Origin of the sequence: Hymenobacter bucti, from assembly GCF_042681145.1 — a bacterium.
In the GTDB taxonomy this organism is placed as follows: domain Bacteria; phylum Bacteroidota; class Bacteroidia; order Cytophagales; family Hymenobacteraceae; genus Hymenobacter; species Hymenobacter bucti.
This window is the reverse complement of the sequence record NZ_JBHUFD010000005.1, coordinates 421,896-438,525: the sequence shown is the minus strand read 5'-3', so window position 1 is coordinate 438,525 and position 16,630 is coordinate 421,896. Positions and strand designations below refer to the sequence as shown.

17 protein-coding genes are annotated in these 16,630 nt (G+C 59.2%); 9 read left to right on the top strand and 8 right to left on the bottom strand.

Annotated features, from left to right (window positions below):
* Window positions 1-51 precede the first annotated feature (51 nt).
* Window positions 52-642: an RdgB/HAM1 family non-canonical purine NTP pyrophosphatase gene (gene rdgB / locus ACFSDX_RS13915; protein ID WP_382314514.1), complete on the bottom strand. Its 591-nt coding sequence runs from the start codon at window positions 640-642 to the stop codon at window positions 52-54.
* A gap of 757 nt (window positions 643-1,399) precedes the next feature.
* On the opposite strand from rdgB, the gene ACFSDX_RS13910 reads away from it, so the two are divergent.
* The 8 genes from ACFSDX_RS13910 (at window position 1,400) to ACFSDX_RS13875 (ending at window position 8,508) form a co-directional block, all read left to right on the top strand.
* Complete coding sequence (locus ACFSDX_RS13910; protein WP_382314512.1) at window positions 1,400-1,669, top strand: type B 50S ribosomal protein L31; 270 nt, start codon at window positions 1,400-1,402, stop codon at window positions 1,667-1,669.
* 168 nt (window positions 1,670-1,837) lie between these two features.
* Window positions 1,838-3,046, top strand: coding sequence for a GlmU family protein (locus ACFSDX_RS13905; RefSeq protein WP_382314510.1), 1,209 nt, complete (start codon window positions 1,838-1,840; stop codon window positions 3,044-3,046).
* A gap of 80 nt (window positions 3,047-3,126) precedes the next feature.
* Window positions 3,127-3,519, top strand: coding sequence for a GxxExxY protein (locus ACFSDX_RS13900; protein ID WP_382314508.1), 393 nt, complete (start codon window positions 3,127-3,129; stop codon window positions 3,517-3,519).
* Window positions 3,520-3,669: 150 nt separating this feature from the next.
* A complete protein-coding gene (locus ACFSDX_RS13895) occupies window positions 3,670-4,803 on the top strand; it encodes a DNA polymerase III subunit (protein WP_382314507.1) in 1,134 nt (377 codons plus the stop codon).
* Between the two features lie 117 nt (window positions 4,804-4,920).
* Window positions 4,921-5,859, top strand: a complete 939-nt coding sequence (locus tag ACFSDX_RS13890; protein ID WP_382314505.1) for a DUF2279 domain-containing protein — start codon at window positions 4,921-4,923, stop codon at window positions 5,857-5,859.
* 98 nt (window positions 5,860-5,957) lie between these two features.
* The gene (gene hemC, locus ACFSDX_RS13885) at window positions 5,958-6,899 is read left to right on the top strand and encodes a hydroxymethylbilane synthase (protein WP_382314503.1); all 942 of its coding nucleotides are present in this window, start codon (window positions 5,958-5,960) and stop codon (window positions 6,897-6,899) included.
* A gap of 46 nt (window positions 6,900-6,945) precedes the next feature.
* On the top strand, window positions 6,946-7,581 hold the full coding sequence (locus ACFSDX_RS13880) for a peptidylprolyl isomerase (protein ID WP_382314501.1): 636 nt from the start codon (window positions 6,946-6,948) through the stop codon (window positions 7,579-7,581).
* A 24-nt stretch (window positions 7,582-7,605) separates the two neighbouring features.
* Window positions 7,606-8,508 (top strand): SDR family oxidoreductase, encoded by a 903-nt coding sequence (locus tag ACFSDX_RS13875; protein WP_382314499.1) that lies wholly within the window; start codon window positions 7,606-7,608, stop codon window positions 8,506-8,508.
* A 157-nt stretch (window positions 8,509-8,665) separates the two neighbouring features.
* On the opposite strand, the gene ACFSDX_RS13870 is transcribed toward ACFSDX_RS13875, so the two are convergent.
* The 5 genes from ACFSDX_RS13870 to ACFSDX_RS13850 form a co-directional block, all read right to left on the bottom strand.
* The gene (locus ACFSDX_RS13870) at window positions 8,666-8,869 is read right to left on the bottom strand and encodes a hypothetical protein (RefSeq protein ID WP_382314497.1); all 204 of its coding nucleotides are present in this window, start codon (window positions 8,867-8,869) and stop codon (window positions 8,666-8,668) included.
* Between the two features lie 352 nt (window positions 8,870-9,221).
* Entirely contained in the window at window positions 9,222-10,214 is a 993-nt protein-coding gene (locus ACFSDX_RS13865; protein ID WP_382314496.1) for an ABC transporter permease, read from the bottom strand.
* Window positions 10,211-11,287 (bottom strand): ABC transporter permease subunit, encoded by a 1,077-nt coding sequence (locus tag ACFSDX_RS13860; RefSeq protein ID WP_382314494.1) that lies wholly within the window; start codon window positions 11,285-11,287, stop codon window positions 10,211-10,213. Before ACFSDX_RS13860 ends, ACFSDX_RS13865 begins: the two co-directional genes overlap by 4 nt.
* A complete protein-coding gene (locus tag ACFSDX_RS13855; RefSeq protein ID WP_382315471.1) occupies window positions 11,284-12,762 on the bottom strand; it encodes an ABC transporter substrate-binding protein in 1,479 nt (492 codons plus the stop codon). The genes ACFSDX_RS13860 and ACFSDX_RS13855 overlap by 4 nt, the downstream gene beginning before the upstream one ends.
* A gap of 327 nt (window positions 12,763-13,089) precedes the next feature.
* On the bottom strand, window positions 13,090-13,284 hold the full coding sequence (locus tag ACFSDX_RS13850) for a hypothetical protein (protein ID WP_382314492.1): 195 nt from the start codon (window positions 13,282-13,284) through the stop codon (window positions 13,090-13,092).
* A 379-nt stretch (window positions 13,285-13,663) separates the two neighbouring features.
* On the opposite strand from ACFSDX_RS13850, the gene ACFSDX_RS13845 reads away from it, so the two are divergent.
* Window positions 13,664-15,172: a hypothetical protein gene (locus tag ACFSDX_RS13845; protein ID WP_382314490.1), complete on the top strand. Its 1,509-nt coding sequence runs from the start codon at window positions 13,664-13,666 to the stop codon at window positions 15,170-15,172.
* Between the two features lie 2 nt (window positions 15,173-15,174).
* Here the strand turns inward: ACFSDX_RS13845 and ACFSDX_RS13840 are convergent, their stop codons facing one another.
* Together ACFSDX_RS13840 and ACFSDX_RS13835 are read right to left on the bottom strand one after the other, a co-directional pair.
* A complete protein-coding gene (locus ACFSDX_RS13840; RefSeq protein WP_382314488.1) occupies window positions 15,175-15,771 on the bottom strand; it encodes a PKD domain-containing protein in 597 nt (198 codons plus the stop codon).
* 81 nt (window positions 15,772-15,852) lie between these two features.
* Window positions 15,853-16,620: a LytR/AlgR family response regulator transcription factor gene (locus ACFSDX_RS13835; RefSeq protein ID WP_382314486.1), complete on the bottom strand. Its 768-nt coding sequence runs from the start codon at window positions 16,618-16,620 to the stop codon at window positions 15,853-15,855.
* Window positions 16,621-16,630 lie beyond the last annotated feature (10 nt).

Sequence of the window (16,630 nt, the reverse complement as noted above, 5' to 3'; positions counted from 1 at the left end):
GCAAAAAAGCCCGGCGCATGCGCCGGGCTTTTTTTTAGTAATACGCCTAGGTTACTCGATAGCCGCTGCTTGCAGAAAGCGCACCAGGCCCTCGGTGGCCCGCGCCCGGTGGCTGAGCAGGTTTTTCTCGGCCAGCGTCACCTCGGCGAAGGTGCGGCCATCGCCCTCCGTGGGTACAAAAACCGGGTCGTAGCCGAAGCCGCTTTGCCCCATCGGGAGGGTCGCAATCACCCCATCAACGGCCCCGCTGAACTCGTGCACGCGGCCGTCGGCCTGCACCAGCGCAATGACCGTGCGGAAGCAGGCCCGGCGGTCGGGCTGGGTGGCCAGCTCGCGCAGCAGCTTGGCCACGTTGGCGGCGGCCTCGCGCTCGGGGCCGGCGTAGCGGGCCGAGTACACGCCCGGCGCGCCACCTAGGGCCGCTACTTCGAGGCCCGTGTCGTCGGCAAAGCACGCCACACCGTAGTTATCAAATACGTACTGCGCCTTTTGGCGCGCGTTGCCCTCCAGGGTGGGCTGGGTTTCGGGCAGCTCTTCGTGGCAGCCGATATCGGCCAGGCTCAGCAGCTGCACCGAGGCGGGCAGCAGCAGGCGAATCTCATCGAGCTTGTGGGAGTTGTTGGACGCGAAGCAAAGGCGCATAAAGTAAAAGAGTAGGCGAGGGGCGCAAAAGTAAAAACCGCGCTAGCCTGGCGCGGTCACAAAACAAAAGTGCTACGAAACAAGAGAAAGTCTGGCCGTTTTGGCGAGCTGCCAGTTAGCGAAAGCTGAGCTTAACCAGGCGCCAACAGCGAGCCAAGCCATTTTTTAATTCGCCCCACGCAGTTGAATCACCTTGGCTTAGCGGGGGCTTACGCTGAGGAGCTAAGCCGCTGGCTAAGGAAGTAGATAGCTCAGCATAAGTGGCATGCTTGGTTATAAGGCCAGGCTTAGATGCATCGGTATGAAAGCGGGCGGAGGCTCTGATTTCCTTCTTAAGTACTGCCGGATGCCTAGGAACCGGGTGGTCAGCCGTAGGGATATGTCCGGCTAGGTGCCGGGCCGGGCCACTAAGGGTAGTCGTGCTCCAGAGCAGCGAGGTGGTCAGCAGGACCCCGGCGCTACCTAGGGCGAGCGGCCCCTTGCGCCGGGGCCCAAACCGCCAGCCCGCCAGCCTACGAAGTACATAGTAATAGTGCACAGGGAGGACCAACCGCTGGAACGGCCGATAATCAAATATAAGTCGGCCCGCGGGGCCGCTGGCCGCCCGCGGGGCACTGGTAGCCAGTTGCTACGCGGGCACCTGGGCCAAAGACGGCCAAAGCGGCGGGAAGCGTTGGCTATTCGATGGTTAATGCGTACTTTTGCAGTCCCTTCCGCAAAACCGGCAGGGTTTAACAGGTAAATAGGCCTTCCCGATATGAAAAAGGACACGCACCCCGAGTACCGCCAGGTAGTTTTCCAAGACACCTCGTCGGACTTCAAGTTTATCACCCGCTCCACGATGAACTCGGCCGAGACGATTCAGTGGGAAGACGGCAACACCTACCCGGTGATTAAAATCGAAGTGAGCAGTGCTTCGCACCCCTTCTACACCGGCAAGAACATGTTCATTGACACCGCCGGCCGCGTGGAGAAATTCCGCAGCCGCTACGCGAACAAGTCGCAGAGCAGCGCCAACAAAGAATAGCTTATTCTCGGGCTGTTAGCTGCTGGCTAGTAGCTGTTAGTTTTTGCCAAGGGCTCCTTTCGGTTTAGCTGAAAGGAGCCCTTGGTATTTGACCCCGCTGGCCGAGTTGTACTTTCGCGCCTCCGAAAGAGCCACTAGCTAGCAACCAAAAGCTAATAGCTTAAAAATATGCACGTTCTGTTATTCGACGACCCGGCCATTCGGCCGCATCTATTACCCTTTACTTTTACGCGGCCCGTGGCAGCGCTGCGCTGCGGCATCCTCACGCTGGCCGAAAAGTGGCAGCTGCGCCTAGGGGTGCCGGCCGTGGGCTATCTCACCCAGCCCTACTTACAGGCCAAGTTTCCGGCCGGCGAAGTGGCCGGTCCCGCGCTGGTCATCAACGGCGCCGTGTGTCCCGACGATTTGCTGGTGCGGCAGGTGCGGGCCCTAGGTCCCGGCCAGGGCCTGTATTGCGATGAAGTGCTGGTAGCCGCGCACCTGGCCGACGCCAGCCAGATAGCCGAGCTCATCCAGGACGGCCTGCACGAGCACAAGCAAGTAGCCGAGCCCGTGACGGTTATCAGCCGGCCCTGGCATTTGTTCCTGCGCAACGGGGCCGAGATTCGGCGCGATTTTGTGCTCCTCACGCAAGGACGTACCTCGCAGCCGGTCGGCGACGCGCACACCATCGTATACGCCCCCGAGAATATCTTCATCGAGGAAGGCGTGAAGATTCGCGCGGCCATCCTCAACGCCGAAAACGGCCCGATATACCTCGGCAAAAACGCGCAGGTACACGAAGGCGCCATCCTGAAGGGCCCGCTGGCCGTGGGCGAAGGCAGCCACGTGAACGTGGGCGCTAAGCTGCGCGGCGACAACACAATAGGCCCGTTCTGCAAAGTGGGCGGCGAAGTCAGCAACAGCATCCTGATGGGCTTCAGCAACAAGGGCCACGAAGGCTACCTCGGCAACTCGGTCATCGGCGAGTGGTGCAACCTAGGCGCCGACACTAACACCAGCAACCTCAAAAACAACTACGCCCCCGTGAAGGTGTGGAGCCACACCGCCCACCGCTTCGTGGACACCGGCCAAACCTTCTGCGGCCTGATGATGGGCGACCACAGCAAGGCCGGCATCAACACCATGTTCAACACCGGCACGGTGGTGGGCGTGGGGGCTAATATTTTTGGGGCGGGCTTTCCGCGCCAGTTCATTCCATCCTTTAGCTGGGGCGGCGCGTCGGGCTTCGAAACTTTCCGCCTGCCCAAGTTTGGGGAGGTAGCTGAGCGGGTACTTTCGCGCCGCGGCCTAGGCTACGATGCGGTGGAGGAGGCAGTAATGACGGAAGTGTTTAAGCAAACGGAAGTGGACCGGGTGTGGGACAGAAAAGTCTGAACCGCGGATTCGTCGGATTTTTCGGATGGGTCGGATTTTGAAGACGATTGCTTTTTATCCTATTCTATGCTTGAAGATGTATGCTATTAGATAATCGCCACAGTGCGTTGACGCGAAGTATCATTGGCTGCGCAATGGAAGTGCACCGGACGCTAGGGTCCGGTTTTCAAGAGGTTATTTATCAGCGTAGCTTGGCGGTGGAAATGGAAAAGGCCGGGCTTGTTTTCGGGCGCGAAATTGAGATGCCGCTGTTCTATAAAGGAGTAGACGTTGGCTCCCGCCGCGTCGATTTTTTGGTTGGGGAGGCGGTGCTGGTAGAATTAAAAGCATTGCATGAACTTACCCCGACGCATTTCTCACAAATCATTAATTACCTAGAAGCCTATCACCTGGAAGTAGGCTTACTGATAAACTTTGGGGAGCGTAGTCTGCGTTTCAAGCGCTTCATCAAAAGCCAGCGCTCTCAGGAGTAAAACCAGCGTAGCCAAAGCTGCTAATACTCAGGGCCCATAGTTACCCTATAAGTTGTTCAGCCAACCGCCGTACCCGGCAAAAAACAAAAAATAGTCGGCCTCAAAATCCGGGTAATCCGAAAAATCCGACGAATCCGCGGTTCAGACAAGATGCAGTTTCACGATATCCCCAATCAGCTCGCCCTCAAGGAAGTCCTGCGCCAGTCGGTGCAGCGCGGGCACGTGGCGCACGCCCAGCTATTTCGCGGCAGCGAAGGCTCGGCGGCGCTGGCCCTGGCCTTGGCCTACGCGCAGTACCTCAACTGTGAGGACCGCGCCGCCGACGCGGTCGATAGCTGCGGCCACTGCCCGGCCTGCCTGAAAATGGGCAAGCTCGCGCACCCCGACCTGAACTTCATCCTGCCTACCACCACTACCAAGTCAGTACCCAAGGATGCCACGAGTGCCAAGTTCGCGGCCGAATGGCGCACCTTTTTGGGCGAGAACCCTTTTCAGGGCTTCAACGACTGGATGCAGCACATCGGGGCTGAGAACAAGCAGGGCAGCATTTCGAAGGAAGAGGCGGGCTCGTTACTCAAGCTAGTCTCGCTCAAAGCCTTCGAGGCTAAGTTTAAAATCGTCATCATCTGGCTGCCCGAGCTGATGCACCCCGCCGCGGCCAACGCCGTGCTCAAGCTGCTGGAAGAGCCGCCGCCCGCCACCATCTTCCTGCTCGTTAGCCACGAGCCCGAGCGGCTGCTGCCCACCATCCTGAGCCGGGTGCAGCCGGTGGTAGTGCGCCCGTTTTCGGAAGATGATATCGCGGCCTACGTAGCCGCGCACTACCACGTGCCCGAGGTGAAAGCCCGCCAGGTGGCCCAGCTCGCCGAAGGCAACCTAGGGGCCGCCATTGCGAGCCGCGAGAAAAGCGCCGACCACGACTACGCCGACTTTTTCATCAAGTGGATGCGCAAGTGCTACGGCCTGAAAATGACGGACGTGATGGCCCTGGCCGATGAGTTTCAAAAGATGGGCCGCGAAAACCAGAAAGAGCAGCTTAGCTTCTCGCTGGGGCTGCTGCGCCGGGTGCTGCTCTTTGGCCTCGACCCGCAGCTGGTGCCCCACCTAGCCAGCGGCGAGCAGCAGTTTGTGCAAGGCTTCAGCAAGTTTGTGACGCCGCGCAACGCCGACCAGCTCACCGAGGAGCTGAACACGGCCCACTACCACATCGAGCGCAATGCCAACCCGCGCATGGTGTTCGTGGATGCCTCGCTGCGCATGGGCCAGCAGCTGCGCCGGGCATAACGGTACCGTGGACCCTGCGGGTCTGCGCGTGGACAACTTCTTTTACACGCCTAGGTCGAGGCTAGCGGGTTAAGCTACCCACGTGCGGACTCGCAGAGTCCACGGTACTTTTGCACCATGCGCCTCCCCCTTTGCCTTCTGCTAGCCGCCAGCCTGACCCTAGGCACTGTGCGGGCGCAGGTAGTTGGCCCGCCCGACCCTAGGTTGCCCACCGATACGGGTATTCACCAAGGCCGCTTTATTGGCGTGGTGGCGGGCACCGCGATAGTTTATGCCCTGACTACCATATTCTTAGGTAAGACGTGGTATACTAAGCGCGTGCCGTTTCACAGCTTCAACGACAATGGCGAGTGGCTGCAAATGGACAAGGTGGGCCACGCCACTACGTCCTACGCCATCAGCCGCGGTGAGTACGAGCTGTTTCGCTGGAGCGGGGTCAACGAGCGGGCCTCGGTGCTCACGGGCGGGCTTATCGCACTGCTCTATCAGACTACTATTGAGGTGTTTGACGGGCGCTCCGAAGGTTGGGGCTTTTCGAAGGGCGACATGGCGGCCAACCTTACCGGCGTGGCGCTCTTCATGGGCCAGCAGTATGGCTTTGGCGAGCAAAAAGCCAGCCTGCGCTACGGCTGGCGCCAGAGCATCTACCCCGCCTACCGGCCCAACCTGCTGGGCCACAGCGCCGGCAACCAGATGCTGAAAGACTACAACGGCCAGCAGTATTGGCTGTCGTTCAATGTGGCTTCGGTGCTGCCGGTGGGGCCGTCGTTTCCGCGCTGGCTCAACCTGGACCTCGGCTACAGCGCCAGCGGCATGACCGGCGGCCACGCCAACCCGCCTTATTTCGACGCGACCGGCAAAGAGGTGAAATTCAAGCGCTACCGGCAGTTTTACCTCGCGCCCGATATCACGCTGGCGCAGCTGCCGGGCATTCGCAGCAGCGGCGCCCAGCCACTGGTAAGCGCCGGCCAATTCTTCAAAATCCCCGCGCCGTCGCTGGAATATAATCCGGTGCACGGGCTGCGCGTTCACTCCTTGTTATTGCCTAAAGACTGAGCGCAGGGTTGGCAGAGTTCCGCAGAGTTTTGCAAAGCTTTAGGCGAGAAAACCTTGTTAAACTCTGCTAACTCTGCAAAACTTTGCGTTAAAGAATAATGTCCGAAACTCCCATCCGCCTCGCCACCCGCGCTTCCCGCCTCGCCCTCTGGCAAACCGAGCACGTGGCCAGCCTGCTCAACCAAGCCGGCCTGGCCACCGAAATCGTGCCCATGCAAACCACCGGCGACCAGGTACTCGACCGTTCGCTCGCTAAAATCGGGGCCAAGGGCGTCTTCACCGAAGAGCTGGAAGAAAGCCTGCGCCGCGGCGATACGCACCTGGCCATCCACTCGGCCAAGGATGTGCAAAGCACCATTCCCCCCGACCTGGAGTTGCTGGCTTTTCTGGAGCGCGAGCAAGTCAACGACGTGGTGGTCAGCTTTCAAGAAAAATTTGATATTACGAAGCCCGGCATCGTCCTAGGTACCAGCAGCACGCGACGGCGGGCGCTGCTGCGCCGCTTCTACCCGCTGGCCAGCACCGCCGAAGCCCGCGGCAACCTCCAAACCCGCCTCCGCAAGCTTGAAGAAGGTCAGTATGACGCCCTCGTGCTCGCCTACGCTGGGGTGCACCGCATGGGCTACGACGACCTCATCCGGCACGTGCTGCCCACCGACCAGTTTGTGCCGCCCGTGGGCCAGGGCAGCATCGCGGTCGAAAGCTCCCGCTTCCTGGATAATAGCTTGAAAGAAAGAGTAAGACAAGCGCTCGACCATACCGCTACGCACCGCTGCTTGCTGGCCGAGCGCGCCTTTTTGCGCACCATGGAGGGCGGCTGTAGCATTCCTTCCTTCGCCTTGGCTACGCTTAGTGAGGCGGGCGACATCACCCTGCACGGCGGCCTCATCAGCCTGAGCGGAGAAGAATACATCGACTTTATCCAGACCGCGCCCAGCGCGCAGGCCGAGGGCCTCGGCATGGCCGTGGCCGAGCGGGTGCTGGGGCACGGCGGCACGGCCATCCTGGCCAGCATCCGCGAGCAGCGGGGCGATTTGTAAACCCCTGGGTTAGCTTTATGAAAGGTTAAGCTCATCCGGTTCAACTATGAATGTCTACTCGTTCCGTTTCGTACTCGCGGTCTGTTGGCTGCTCAGCCTGCCTACCTGGGCCGCCAAGCCTGCGGCTAAAAGCAAGCGAGACGAGGTAGTGACCATTACGACCAGCCTAGGGGCTATCCGGCTGATTTTATTCAGCGATACGCCTCTGCACCGGGCCAATTTTCTGCGCAAAGCCAAAGCTGGTTTTTACAACGGCACCACGTTTCACCGGGTCATTCCGCAGTTTATGGTGCAGGGCGGCGACCCCAACTCGAAAGACAACGACCCCAACAACGACGGCCAGGGCCCGGCCAACGAGCCCACCATTCCGGCCGAGCTGGCGGCGGGCCACAAGCACGATTACGGCGCCGTGGCCGCCGCCCGCCAGGGCGACTTCGTGAACCCGCAGCGTGCCAGCAGCAGCAGCCAGTTCTATTTGGTTGAAAACCACCAGGGTACTCATTTTCTGGATGGCCAGTACACGGTGTTCGGCCAGGTTATTCAGGGGCAAGAGATTATCGATAAAATTGCGGCCCTGCCCAAAGATGGCCGCGACCGCCCCCTCACCGACCTGAGAATGACGCTGAAAATAGAGCGACTCCGGAAAAAGAAAATCACGCAGCTGTACGGCTACGCCTACTAGCGCCCCAAAACCAGCCGTTCCGATATGAAAATCCTCCTAACCGGCTCCAACGGCTTGCTGGGCCAAAAGCTGGTGGCCCTGCTGCGCCAGCAGCCCGAAGTGGCCCTAGTAGCCACGGCGCGCGGTACTAACCGGCTGGCCGACCTCTACCCGGACCTACGCTTTGTGCCCCTTGACGTGACTGATGCTGCGCAAGTGCGCCAGGTACTGGCCGCGGAGCAGCCCACGCACCTCATCCACACGGCCGCCATGACCCAAGTGGACGAGTGCGAGCTCAACCAAGCCGCCTGCTGGACCCAGAACGTGACGGCCGTGGAGTACCTGGCGGGTACTTGCGCCGACCTAGGCATTCACCTTACCCACCTGAGTACCGATTTTATTTTCAATGGTCAGGCCGGGCCACTGGCCGAGGACGCCGTACCTGACCCCATCAGCCACTACGGCGCGAGCAAGCTGGCGGCCGAGCGCCTAGTGCAAGCCACGCCCGGCCTGCGCTGGGCCATTGCGCGCACGGTGCTGGTCTACGGCACCGTGCACGGCGGCGGGCGCAGTAATATTGTGCTTTGGGTGCGCGATTCGCTGCGCAAAGGTCAGCAAATCAAAGTAGTATCTGACCAGTGGCGCACCCCTACCCTGGCCGAAGACCTCGCTCTAGGTTGCTGGCTAATAGCCCAGCACAGTGCCCAGGGCATCTATCACCTCAGCGGGCGCGAACTGCTGACGCCCTACCAGATGGCGCAGCAAGTGGCGGCGTTTTTTGAGCTGGACGCCACCCTGCTGGAGCAAGTCGATGCGTCGACGTTTACGCAGCCGGCCAAGCGCCCGCCCCGCACGGGATTTCTCATCGAAAAGGCCCAACGCGAGCTGGGGTATCAGCCTCGCTCTTTTGTGGAGGGCATTGCGCTGCTGGCCCAGCAAAGTAGCTAACCCTACCTAGGTACGAAAAAAACCCGTTAGCAGCGCTAACGGGTTTTTCAGCTATAAACCTTCCGCTTTTTAATAAAAGGACACGCTATACTGGACGTAAGAATACACCACTGTAATGGGCACCGCGCTATACTAGCTAGAACGGCGCCTTGATAATCTAGATTTGTGAGGGCCAAAAGCCGACGAGCAGGCCGCCTACCAGCAGCGCCGTGCGCTGGCGCAGGGCCGCCTCGCCAAGTTCGCGGGGTACCAATCGGCCGTCGGGCGTCATGAAATCGCGCTCAGCCGATAGGTAAGAAAAATCTTCTACTAGTCCGCCGGCCGGCGATAATGCTTGGTTGAAACAGAAAGAGGTGCTCATGGCAGTGGCAGAAATAAGGTAGTAGCTGTAGGTAGCCCGTAGGTAGGGACTCAAATTCTACTACAATTTTAAAGCGTTGTGCACGCTGCTTAAAGGACAAACTAGCTTTTTCTACGACATCGAAGATGCCTGATTTATGGGGGTGAAAATTATAAAAAAGACCAAAATATTGTTAGCCGTTGCATTAGTCAGCTTAAATAAAGATAAGTATATGAGCCATTTGGTAGCACGCTGTAAAGGCTTTGTCACTAATTGAGGGTAGGTAGCTTTGCGTAAAAAAGTATCGAAACACGACATCTGATAGCTCGGCTAGCAGGTCTTTTGTCCTTGCCAGGGCATACAAAAAGACGGCTTAATCGCGTTTGGCTACTTGCCGCGCCAGCTGCTGCAAGGCAACTAGCGTCAGCATCAGCGCGCCGCCGGCGCTGGCGAGTATCCACCACGCACCCGGTTCCTGCTGCAGGGCGCCGAGCAAATTGCCCCAGCTAGGCACATCGGGCGGGCGGCCAACGCCCAGAAAAGCCAGCGTGCTTTCTAAGCCGATAAGCCCCGCCAAGCTAAGGGGCGCGGTAGCTAGCAGCGGCCGGCAGGCGTGGGGCAGAGCGTGCCGGTACCACACCCGCGCCGGTGGAATGCCCGCCGCCCGCGCCGCATCCACGAATGGTAATTCGCGCACGCGCAGCATCTGGGCCCGCACTTGGCGGGCGGGCTCAGGCCAGGCCACCAGCACCAGCAGCGCCACTACCTGCGGTGCCGCCAGCGCCGGGCCGGCCGCAAAAAAGAGAACCAACACCAGCCGGGGCACGGCGCCCAGCAGCGTGAGGGTACTCTGAAAGAGACTATCGAGCGGCACGGCCCACCCGCGCGGCCGGGCGCCCGGCGAGCGCCGGCCCACCCACCAGGCTAACCCCGCCAGCCCTACAAGGCTCGCCGACACGGCCCATCGGCCAGGTAGGGCCAGCCCCCACCACGCGGCCGCCGCGCCCCCGAGCCAGCCTGCCCATGGGAGGCGCAAGCCGGTATTACCCCAAAAACCTGCTGCCCCCCCGGCCAGCGCCCCCACCAGCGTGGCCAGGGCAGCGGCGGGCAAGCTTATGCTGATGATTTGCTGAGCACCGTACACGAGCTCCGTCAATACATCGCGGCCCTGGGGGTCGGTGCCCAGCCAGTGCGCGGGGCTGGCCGCCCACGCGGGGGCTTCGGCCACGTGGGCCAGGTCGGGCACCGCCGGTGGAAATGGGAGCGGTAACCACGGCGCCAGCAGGCCGCTACTCAGTATCAGCAGCAGCCAGCCCACCCCGAGCCAGCGACCAGTAGTGGCAGTACGGCGGGCAGGCTGGCTCATGACACTAGGCGAATGCGGGGGTCGGCCCATGCGTAGAGTGCGTCGGCTATTGCCAGGGCCAGCAGCCGGGCTAATGCGGTGAGAAGCACGCCGGCCACTACTACGGGGTAGTCGTGCATGGTCACGGCCTCGGTCAGCAGGCGGCCCATACCAGGGAGGGTAAAAATAGTTTCGACTACTACCGCCCCCGCCACCAGGGTTGGTAGCAAGCTCGCAAAAGCAGTGAACAGCGGTAAAAGCGAGTTAGGTAAGGCGTGCCGAATGAGTAGCTGCCTGTTGGTCAGGCCTTTCGCGCGAGCGGTGGTAGCGTAGTCAGCCCCTAGCTCGTAGCTGAGGGCATTCGCCAGCAAAAGCGCCAGCTCGGGCAAAACGGCCAGCACCAGCGCCAGCACCGGCAATACCAGGCGTAGCGCTTGTTGCGGCCACGGCTCATCGGCAGTGCTGGCATTGCCGTAGGCCGGTAAGATGTTGAGCGCGTCGGGGTTGGCGAAAGCAAAAAGCAGCCCTAGGGCTAAGGCGAACAATGGCAAGCCCTGCAGCCCCGTCAGCAGCAGATGCAGGCCCGCCCGCCAGCCGCTAGGTGAGGTAGGCTGCGGCCCACCCGCCAGCGCCAAGCCCAAAAGTAGAGACCCCACAATCGCCCCCAGGGTAGCCAGCGCCGTTAGGGGTAGCGTGCAAGCCAGCGCGGCCCGCAAGCGCGGCCCAATGGGCTGGCCATCACGAAAGGAAAGACCTAGCTGACCGCTTAGTAGCCCCGCGAGCCAGTGGTGATACTGATTGTGCAGGCCGTGCCACTGCCAGTTCACCGCCCCGTCTTGCCGGGTGCGCGTGACGTAAAAGAGGGGCTCCGCTAACCCTAAGCGCTGCTCGATGGCTTGGCGAGCCCGGCCTGGCGCGGCCATTGCATCAGTAGCCTGCGCGATGCTGTGCAAGCTATCGGGCTCGTCCAGCAACAGGTCGATGGCCCGCGTCGCATCCAGCCGGCTAAACAAGAACACCAGCGAAGCAATGGCCCAGGCTGCCAAGCCCGCGCGGCCTACCTGGCCCAGCAGCCAGCGCCCTAGGGGTGTCATTGCTGCGCCAGCCCTAACAAGGCGTTGCTCGCCCAAGTGATGGTAGGAGCGCTGTAGCCAGGTTTGATGGCCGACGGATACAAGTTCTGAATGCGCCGGTCGGTTGCCAGGCGATAAGATAAAAAGAACAGCGGCACCATCGGGGCCTGGTTTTGTAGCATTACCTGAAAGCGGTGGAGCAGCTGGCGTTTCTGCTCGGGTGTCTTGGCCGTAGCCACGGCCTCAATGAGGCGGTCGGAAGCCGGCGTGCCAAACTTGGTGAAGTTGCCTTCGTTAACCGTGCGCGAGTGCAGCATAGACGTGTAGTCAAAGGCAAAAGGATTGCCTTTCTGCGTGCGTATATACATGTCAAAGTCACCCTCATGGAGGGCAGTTGTCATCGTCGAGCCTTCGGTGGGCCGCAGCACTACGGGGATGTTAAGCAAAGCCGCCGCGGCCTTAAACTGGAGGGCAATCAGTTTGAAAGTGGGGTCTTCACTTCGGTAGCGTAGCAGCAGGGCTAGCCGCTGGGGCTGGCTACCGGCTGGGCGCGCCCAGCCGGTGGCTTGGCGGCGCCAGCCTGCTCGTTGCAGGAGGGCTTGGGCCCGGGGCAAGTCATACGCGGGCAGCGGCAGGCTGCTGTCGTAGTAGCGGCGGTCGTGCGGGTGCACTAGGCCCACCGTGCGCTCGCCCTGGCCCAATTGGGTAGCCTGTAGTAGGCGGACGGGGTCAAATAATTTGCTCAGCGCCTGGCGCGTCAGCGAATCGTGCAGCATGGGACGGCGCGTATTAAAGCCCGCCGTCACTACCTCATAGGAGAGGGTAGAATAAAACGCGAAGTTTTTCTGCGCGTCCGCAGACTCTTGAAGGCGCTTGAACGTGCGCGCGCTCACCTGGGGCAGCACGTCTATCTCATGGCGCCGCAGCGCCATGGCCGCCGCCGCATCATCCGGAATAATACTAAAGCGAAGCTTAAGCGGCTTGGCCTGCAGCACTAACGGTGCCGGCCGCAAGCTGTCGGCCCACCAGTGCGCCTTGCGTTTAAAAGTCAGCGACTGTTTAGTCTTCCACTCTTCCAGCTGGTAGGGGCCGCAGCCGGGCAGGCGCTCGGGGTGTTGCCCTAGGTCAGCCTCCTGGTAGCGTTTTGCCAAGGCTGCTAATGCTGGAGTAGACGTAGCGTCGGTAGCATTGGCTATGCTTACTAATGAAAGCTGGCGCAAGCTATGCGTTGGGTCCAGCGCGTCTTCCGATAGTATCGGAAAGTCTCCTGACTCGTAGCTAAACTCAGGAGCTTGCCCACGGCACACAAAGGTGAAGCGGCGAGGATTAGCCGAATCGAGCTTGATATCCCGAATAAACTGAAGCGATGTCCGTACTTTCTCGTTGGGCAAACCCGGGCAAAAAATGAGCTTCAACGTGAAAGCAACATCGGTAGCTAGTATCGGTTGGCCACTATCCCAAGCCGCGGCGCGGCGCAACTGGTACCCCAGGTGCATAAGCGAATCACCCAGGAGCCGCGTCTGCGGAAGCGAGCTGGCCAAAGCCGGGGAATAGGCTCCTGTGGAAGAGTCAATTTGTAGTAGACTGCACTGAAGCAGAGTGGCTGCATCAACTGCATATTGGTTGGGCAGTACTAGCGGGGACAAACTCTCTGGGTCGCGATTCCAGCGAATATGTACAATAGTATTTGCTTGCTGCTCAGGCTGTGGAGAGCATCCGCTTACGCTGATGGCTAACAAACATCCAAACCAAAAATATTTCATTCAACTGCGAGGTGAGATAGCAACACCAGCAAGTTAGGCAACTATCAAGCAGTTGCTAGCTTAGTCGTTTTCCCAGCCGGCAGCACCGATTTTGTTGGTAGTCGGAGCATAGTCGTTTTCCCAGCCGGCAGCACCGATTTTGTTGGTAGTCGGAGCATAGTCGTTTTCCCAGCCGGCAGCACCGATTTTGTTAGCAGATGCGTCACCCGTCAAAGTGGTGAACTGAAGCAGGGCGATGATGAAGAGGTCAAGCATGGTAAAGGCGCTGAGAGGGTTTTGGATTTGCTTTGATGATTAACTGGGACAAAGTTCCGCTACCCATAAGCCTTATTAAAGGACAGTCTTATTGAAAATAAGACAATGTTTTTAATAAGATTTTTTATAATTCATTATAGGAAGTGCCACAAATGTATGTGCTACACAGCTATAAAAGCGCTACCATAAGATTGATTTTTTGCAAGAAAAAGCGAAAATTGTGACATCGCTTGGTCAAAGAAAAAAGACCATGCCATGTTACAAAATTCCTGTTTACGCCCAAGCAGGGCAAGGACATTTTACTTCTTTTTTTACGTGCTACTTTTAAGGCTGTCAAGCACGCAACAAGGCGTTCTTAGCCTACTAATACGCTTTTCCGATGAAGGAAATCGCAAATCTGGCCCGAATTGTGACATTGCGCCGCCTCAAAAATGAGCCTTTGCTCGATTTGAATGACCGGCAGCCAGGCAAAGAAGTACAACTGGCCACGTTGTTAGCGGCAGATGTAAATGTAACGGCCCTAGGGGTCGTGAAGCAACTGTATGGCAAGCACACGAGCGCGAACCAAACCGCTTTTTTGCGACTACGCGTCAGGGTACAAGATAAACTGCTCAACCATCTTTTCTTTCTTGACCATTCCGATACGCGCCTATTCGTAGCGCGCCGCTACGAGCTAGAATGCCTGGACCTGCTGCATAAAGTAACGATTCTGTACCTAGAAGGCGAATACGTGCTCAGCGAGCGACTGCTGAGGCGCTGCTTGCGGGCAGCCGAAAAAGGAGAATTTACCAACTACGCCGAGCAGGCCTGCCACCGCCTGTGCACGCTGTACGCTGGGCAGCGGCAGCAGCACAAGTACTCAGAAGCCACTAAGAAGCTTCATAAGCTGCGTCAGATTTTGGCTTATGAGCACGAGTCGGAGGAACTGGCCATGCAAGTCAGCTTGACAATGCGGCGGACGGTGGCCGTGCGGCAGGTGCTGCTGCCCAAAATGGCAGCTCATTTGGAAAGAGCGCAGCAATTGCACCAAAAAGCTAAAACTTTCACCACTTTTTTGGCGCTCTACCGGCTACAATTAATTCAAGCGGGCCTGGTTGGTGACTACAAGGAAATCATCCGCTCTACTACGGCTGCTACGCAGCTGCTGCGCAAAGGCAAACTGAATGAGCGCCGCTTCGACCAGCGCTTCAACCAGTTTATGAGCGTTTATGCGCACTTGCGTGGGCGCCAGTACGCGGCGGGGCTAAAGCTGGCCGAGGAATATGCTGCTAATCTGCATCCTACCTCAAACAACTGGTTCTACTACTACGAACACTATATTCTGCTTGCCCTGCACGCCGGTGAATATGACAAAGCGTTGCTCTTGTTTCACACGGTGCAAAAAAATCCGTCCCTCTCGAAGCAGCGGCCGGCTGCGCAGGAGCGGTGGGGCTTGCTACAAGCCTACGTAGAGTTCGTGCAGCCAGCCGATAGAATACCCCTGCGCCGCCGTAACCAACTGGCCATATTTGCCGCGCTAACGGTGCCCGAGTACACGCGCGACAAGCAGGGCTACAACGTGGCTATTCTGGTTTTTCAGTTGCTGCACTACCTGCGGCAGCGGTCGCTAGAACCAGTGCTGTCGCGTCTCGAGCGCCTCCGCAAGTACCAGCAGCGCCACTTGCGCGATGTCGCCACATTGCGCAGCCGGCTGCTGCTACGCTTGCTGCTGCTACTGCCAGAAGGCGAGTTTAATGCAACGGCGCTGGCTAAACGGGGCCAGAATCTGTTGGCGCAACTCAGTCAGGCCCCCATGGTGGGCGAAGCAGATGCCGAAATCGAAATAATTCCGTATGAGCAGGTCTGGACGCTTGTGCTGGATATTTTGCGTAATGGCGCGCCCGAGTAGCCCTAGGGTACTACTACTACCTCCTGGGTGGCGCAGTGGCTGGCGGCGCAATCGCCTGGCCCGTAGCCGCGCAGGCTCAGGCGCACCGCGTAGCGGCCGGCCCGGCGAAACGTGTGCTCGATGCGGTGCCCTTGCTGAGTGGTGCCATCGCGAAAATCCCAGATATAGGCAATATTCTGGCACGTTGGAAGGCCCGAGTCTAGGGCATCGAAGGCCACGGCCTGGCCCACGTGAACTGTAGTAGTAGGAAAGCTGAAGTTGATAACGGGCTGCGTAACCAGGTCTACCTCAAAGGTTTTCTCGGCTTGGCGGATTTCTCCGGTGGCGGGTACCAGCACATCCAGCACCACCTGGTAGCGGGCCCGGCGCTTATAGCAGTGGCTGATGGTGAGGCCCGTGAGCGTGGTGCTGTCGCCCATGCGCCAGCGGTACACCAGGTCGCCGGCGGCGGCATCGACCGAGCGGTGCGCGTCAAAATCGACGCACAGTTGTGGCAGCAGCGGGGGGCCACAGTCGGCCGCCGCCGACTGGGCCTGGGCAGTATGCCACGCGCCCCCCACCAAAGCCAGCGCCCCTACCAAAATACGAAACCACTGCATACCTAAATTAAAAAGAGTTGGCCCGCCAGGCAGCCCCCTAGGCCGACGGATAATGAAATAAAACCATAGAAACAAGCACCGCTACAGCCGATTGAGCCGCTGCAGCACGTTGCGCAGATAAGTTTGGCCCACCGGAATGTATTTATCCTTGATTAGCAGTGAGTTGTCTTCCAGGGCCTGAATGCAGTTGATATTGGCAATGAAGGAGCGGTGCACCCGCACGAACTGCGAAGGCGGGAACTTCTCTTCGATGGCGCGCATCGTGCTGTACACTATCAGCTTGCTGTGGCTCGTAACGATGTGCACGTAGTCGCCAAGGGCTTCCACGTACTGCACTTCCCGAAAATCGACCCGCACCAACTTGGTATCCATCTTCACGAAGGTGAAGTCCGGCTCCGTGGCCAGGGCAGGCGCGGGGCCGACGGCATCGACCTCGGCTGCCCGCTCGGCCGTAATGTTCTCGAGCACTTTTTGGGCCGCCTGCAAAAAGCGCGGATAGGATAATGGCTTGAGTAGGTAGTCAGAAACGGCGAACTCAAACGCCTGCACGGCGTAGTGCTCGCTGCTCGTAATGAGCACTACTTGGGGCAATTCTACTTGCAGGCGCAGCAAATCGAGCCCCGACATCAGGGGCATTTCTATGTCCAGAAACAGCACATCCAAGGGCTGCGTTTGGGTGCGCAGGACCTCAGTGGCCTCCATCCCGCTGGCGCACGAGCCAACGGCCTGCAAAAAAGGCGTGTTGGCAATGCAATTCAGCACTATCTGTACCGATAGTGGGTCATCGTCTACTACTAAGCAGCGCAAGGGCGGGAGGGTAGCAGCGGCGTCTGGCAGGGTAGTAGTCATGGGAAAAAAG

Coding starts and splice junctions, on each gene's coding strand:
- ACFSDX_RS13855 (WP_382315471.1), bottom strand. CDS start 12,762: ATGCACCTGGGGTACCAGTTGCGCCGCGCCGCGGCTTGGGATAGTGGC.
- ACFSDX_RS13865 (WP_382314496.1), bottom strand. CDS start 10,214: ATGAGCCAGCCTGCCCGCCGTACTGCCACTACTGGTCGCTGGCTCGGG.
- hemC (WP_382314503.1), top strand. CDS start 5,958: ATGTCCGAAACTCCCATCCGCCTCGCCACCCGCGCTTCCCGCCTCGCC.
- ACFSDX_RS13870 (WP_382314497.1), bottom strand. CDS start 8,869: ATGAGCACCTCTTTCTGTTTCAACCAAGCATTATCGCCGGCCGGCGGA.
- ACFSDX_RS13910 (WP_382314512.1), top strand. CDS start 1,400: ATGAAAAAGGACACGCACCCCGAGTACCGCCAGGTAGTTTTCCAAGAC.
- rdgB (WP_382314514.1), bottom strand. CDS start 642: ATGCGCCTTTGCTTCGCGTCCAACAACTCCCACAAGCTCGATGAGATT.
- ACFSDX_RS13900 (WP_382314508.1), top strand. CDS start 3,127: ATGCTATTAGATAATCGCCACAGTGCGTTGACGCGAAGTATCATTGGC.
- ACFSDX_RS13845 (WP_382314490.1), top strand. CDS start 13,664: ATGAAGGAAATCGCAAATCTGGCCCGAATTGTGACATTGCGCCGCCTC.
- ACFSDX_RS13875 (WP_382314499.1), top strand. CDS start 7,606: ATGAAAATCCTCCTAACCGGCTCCAACGGCTTGCTGGGCCAAAAGCTG.
- ACFSDX_RS13895 (WP_382314507.1), top strand. CDS start 3,670: ATGCAGTTTCACGATATCCCCAATCAGCTCGCCCTCAAGGAAGTCCTG.
- ACFSDX_RS13860 (WP_382314494.1), bottom strand. CDS start 11,287: ATGACACCCCTAGGGCGCTGGCTGCTGGGCCAGGTAGGCCGCGCGGGC.
- ACFSDX_RS13905 (WP_382314510.1), top strand. CDS start 1,838: ATGCACGTTCTGTTATTCGACGACCCGGCCATTCGGCCGCATCTATTA.
- ACFSDX_RS13880 (WP_382314501.1), top strand. CDS start 6,946: ATGAATGTCTACTCGTTCCGTTTCGTACTCGCGGTCTGTTGGCTGCTC.
- ACFSDX_RS13890 (WP_382314505.1), top strand. CDS start 4,921: ATGCGCCTCCCCCTTTGCCTTCTGCTAGCCGCCAGCCTGACCCTAGGC.
- ACFSDX_RS13850 (WP_382314492.1), bottom strand. CDS start 13,284: ATGCTTGACCTCTTCATCATCGCCCTGCTTCAGTTCACCACTTTGACG.
- ACFSDX_RS13840 (WP_382314488.1), bottom strand. CDS start 15,771: ATGCAGTGGTTTCGTATTTTGGTAGGGGCGCTGGCTTTGGTGGGGGGC.
- ACFSDX_RS13835 (WP_382314486.1), bottom strand. CDS start 16,620: ATGACTACTACCCTGCCAGACGCCGCTGCTACCCTCCCGCCCTTGCGC.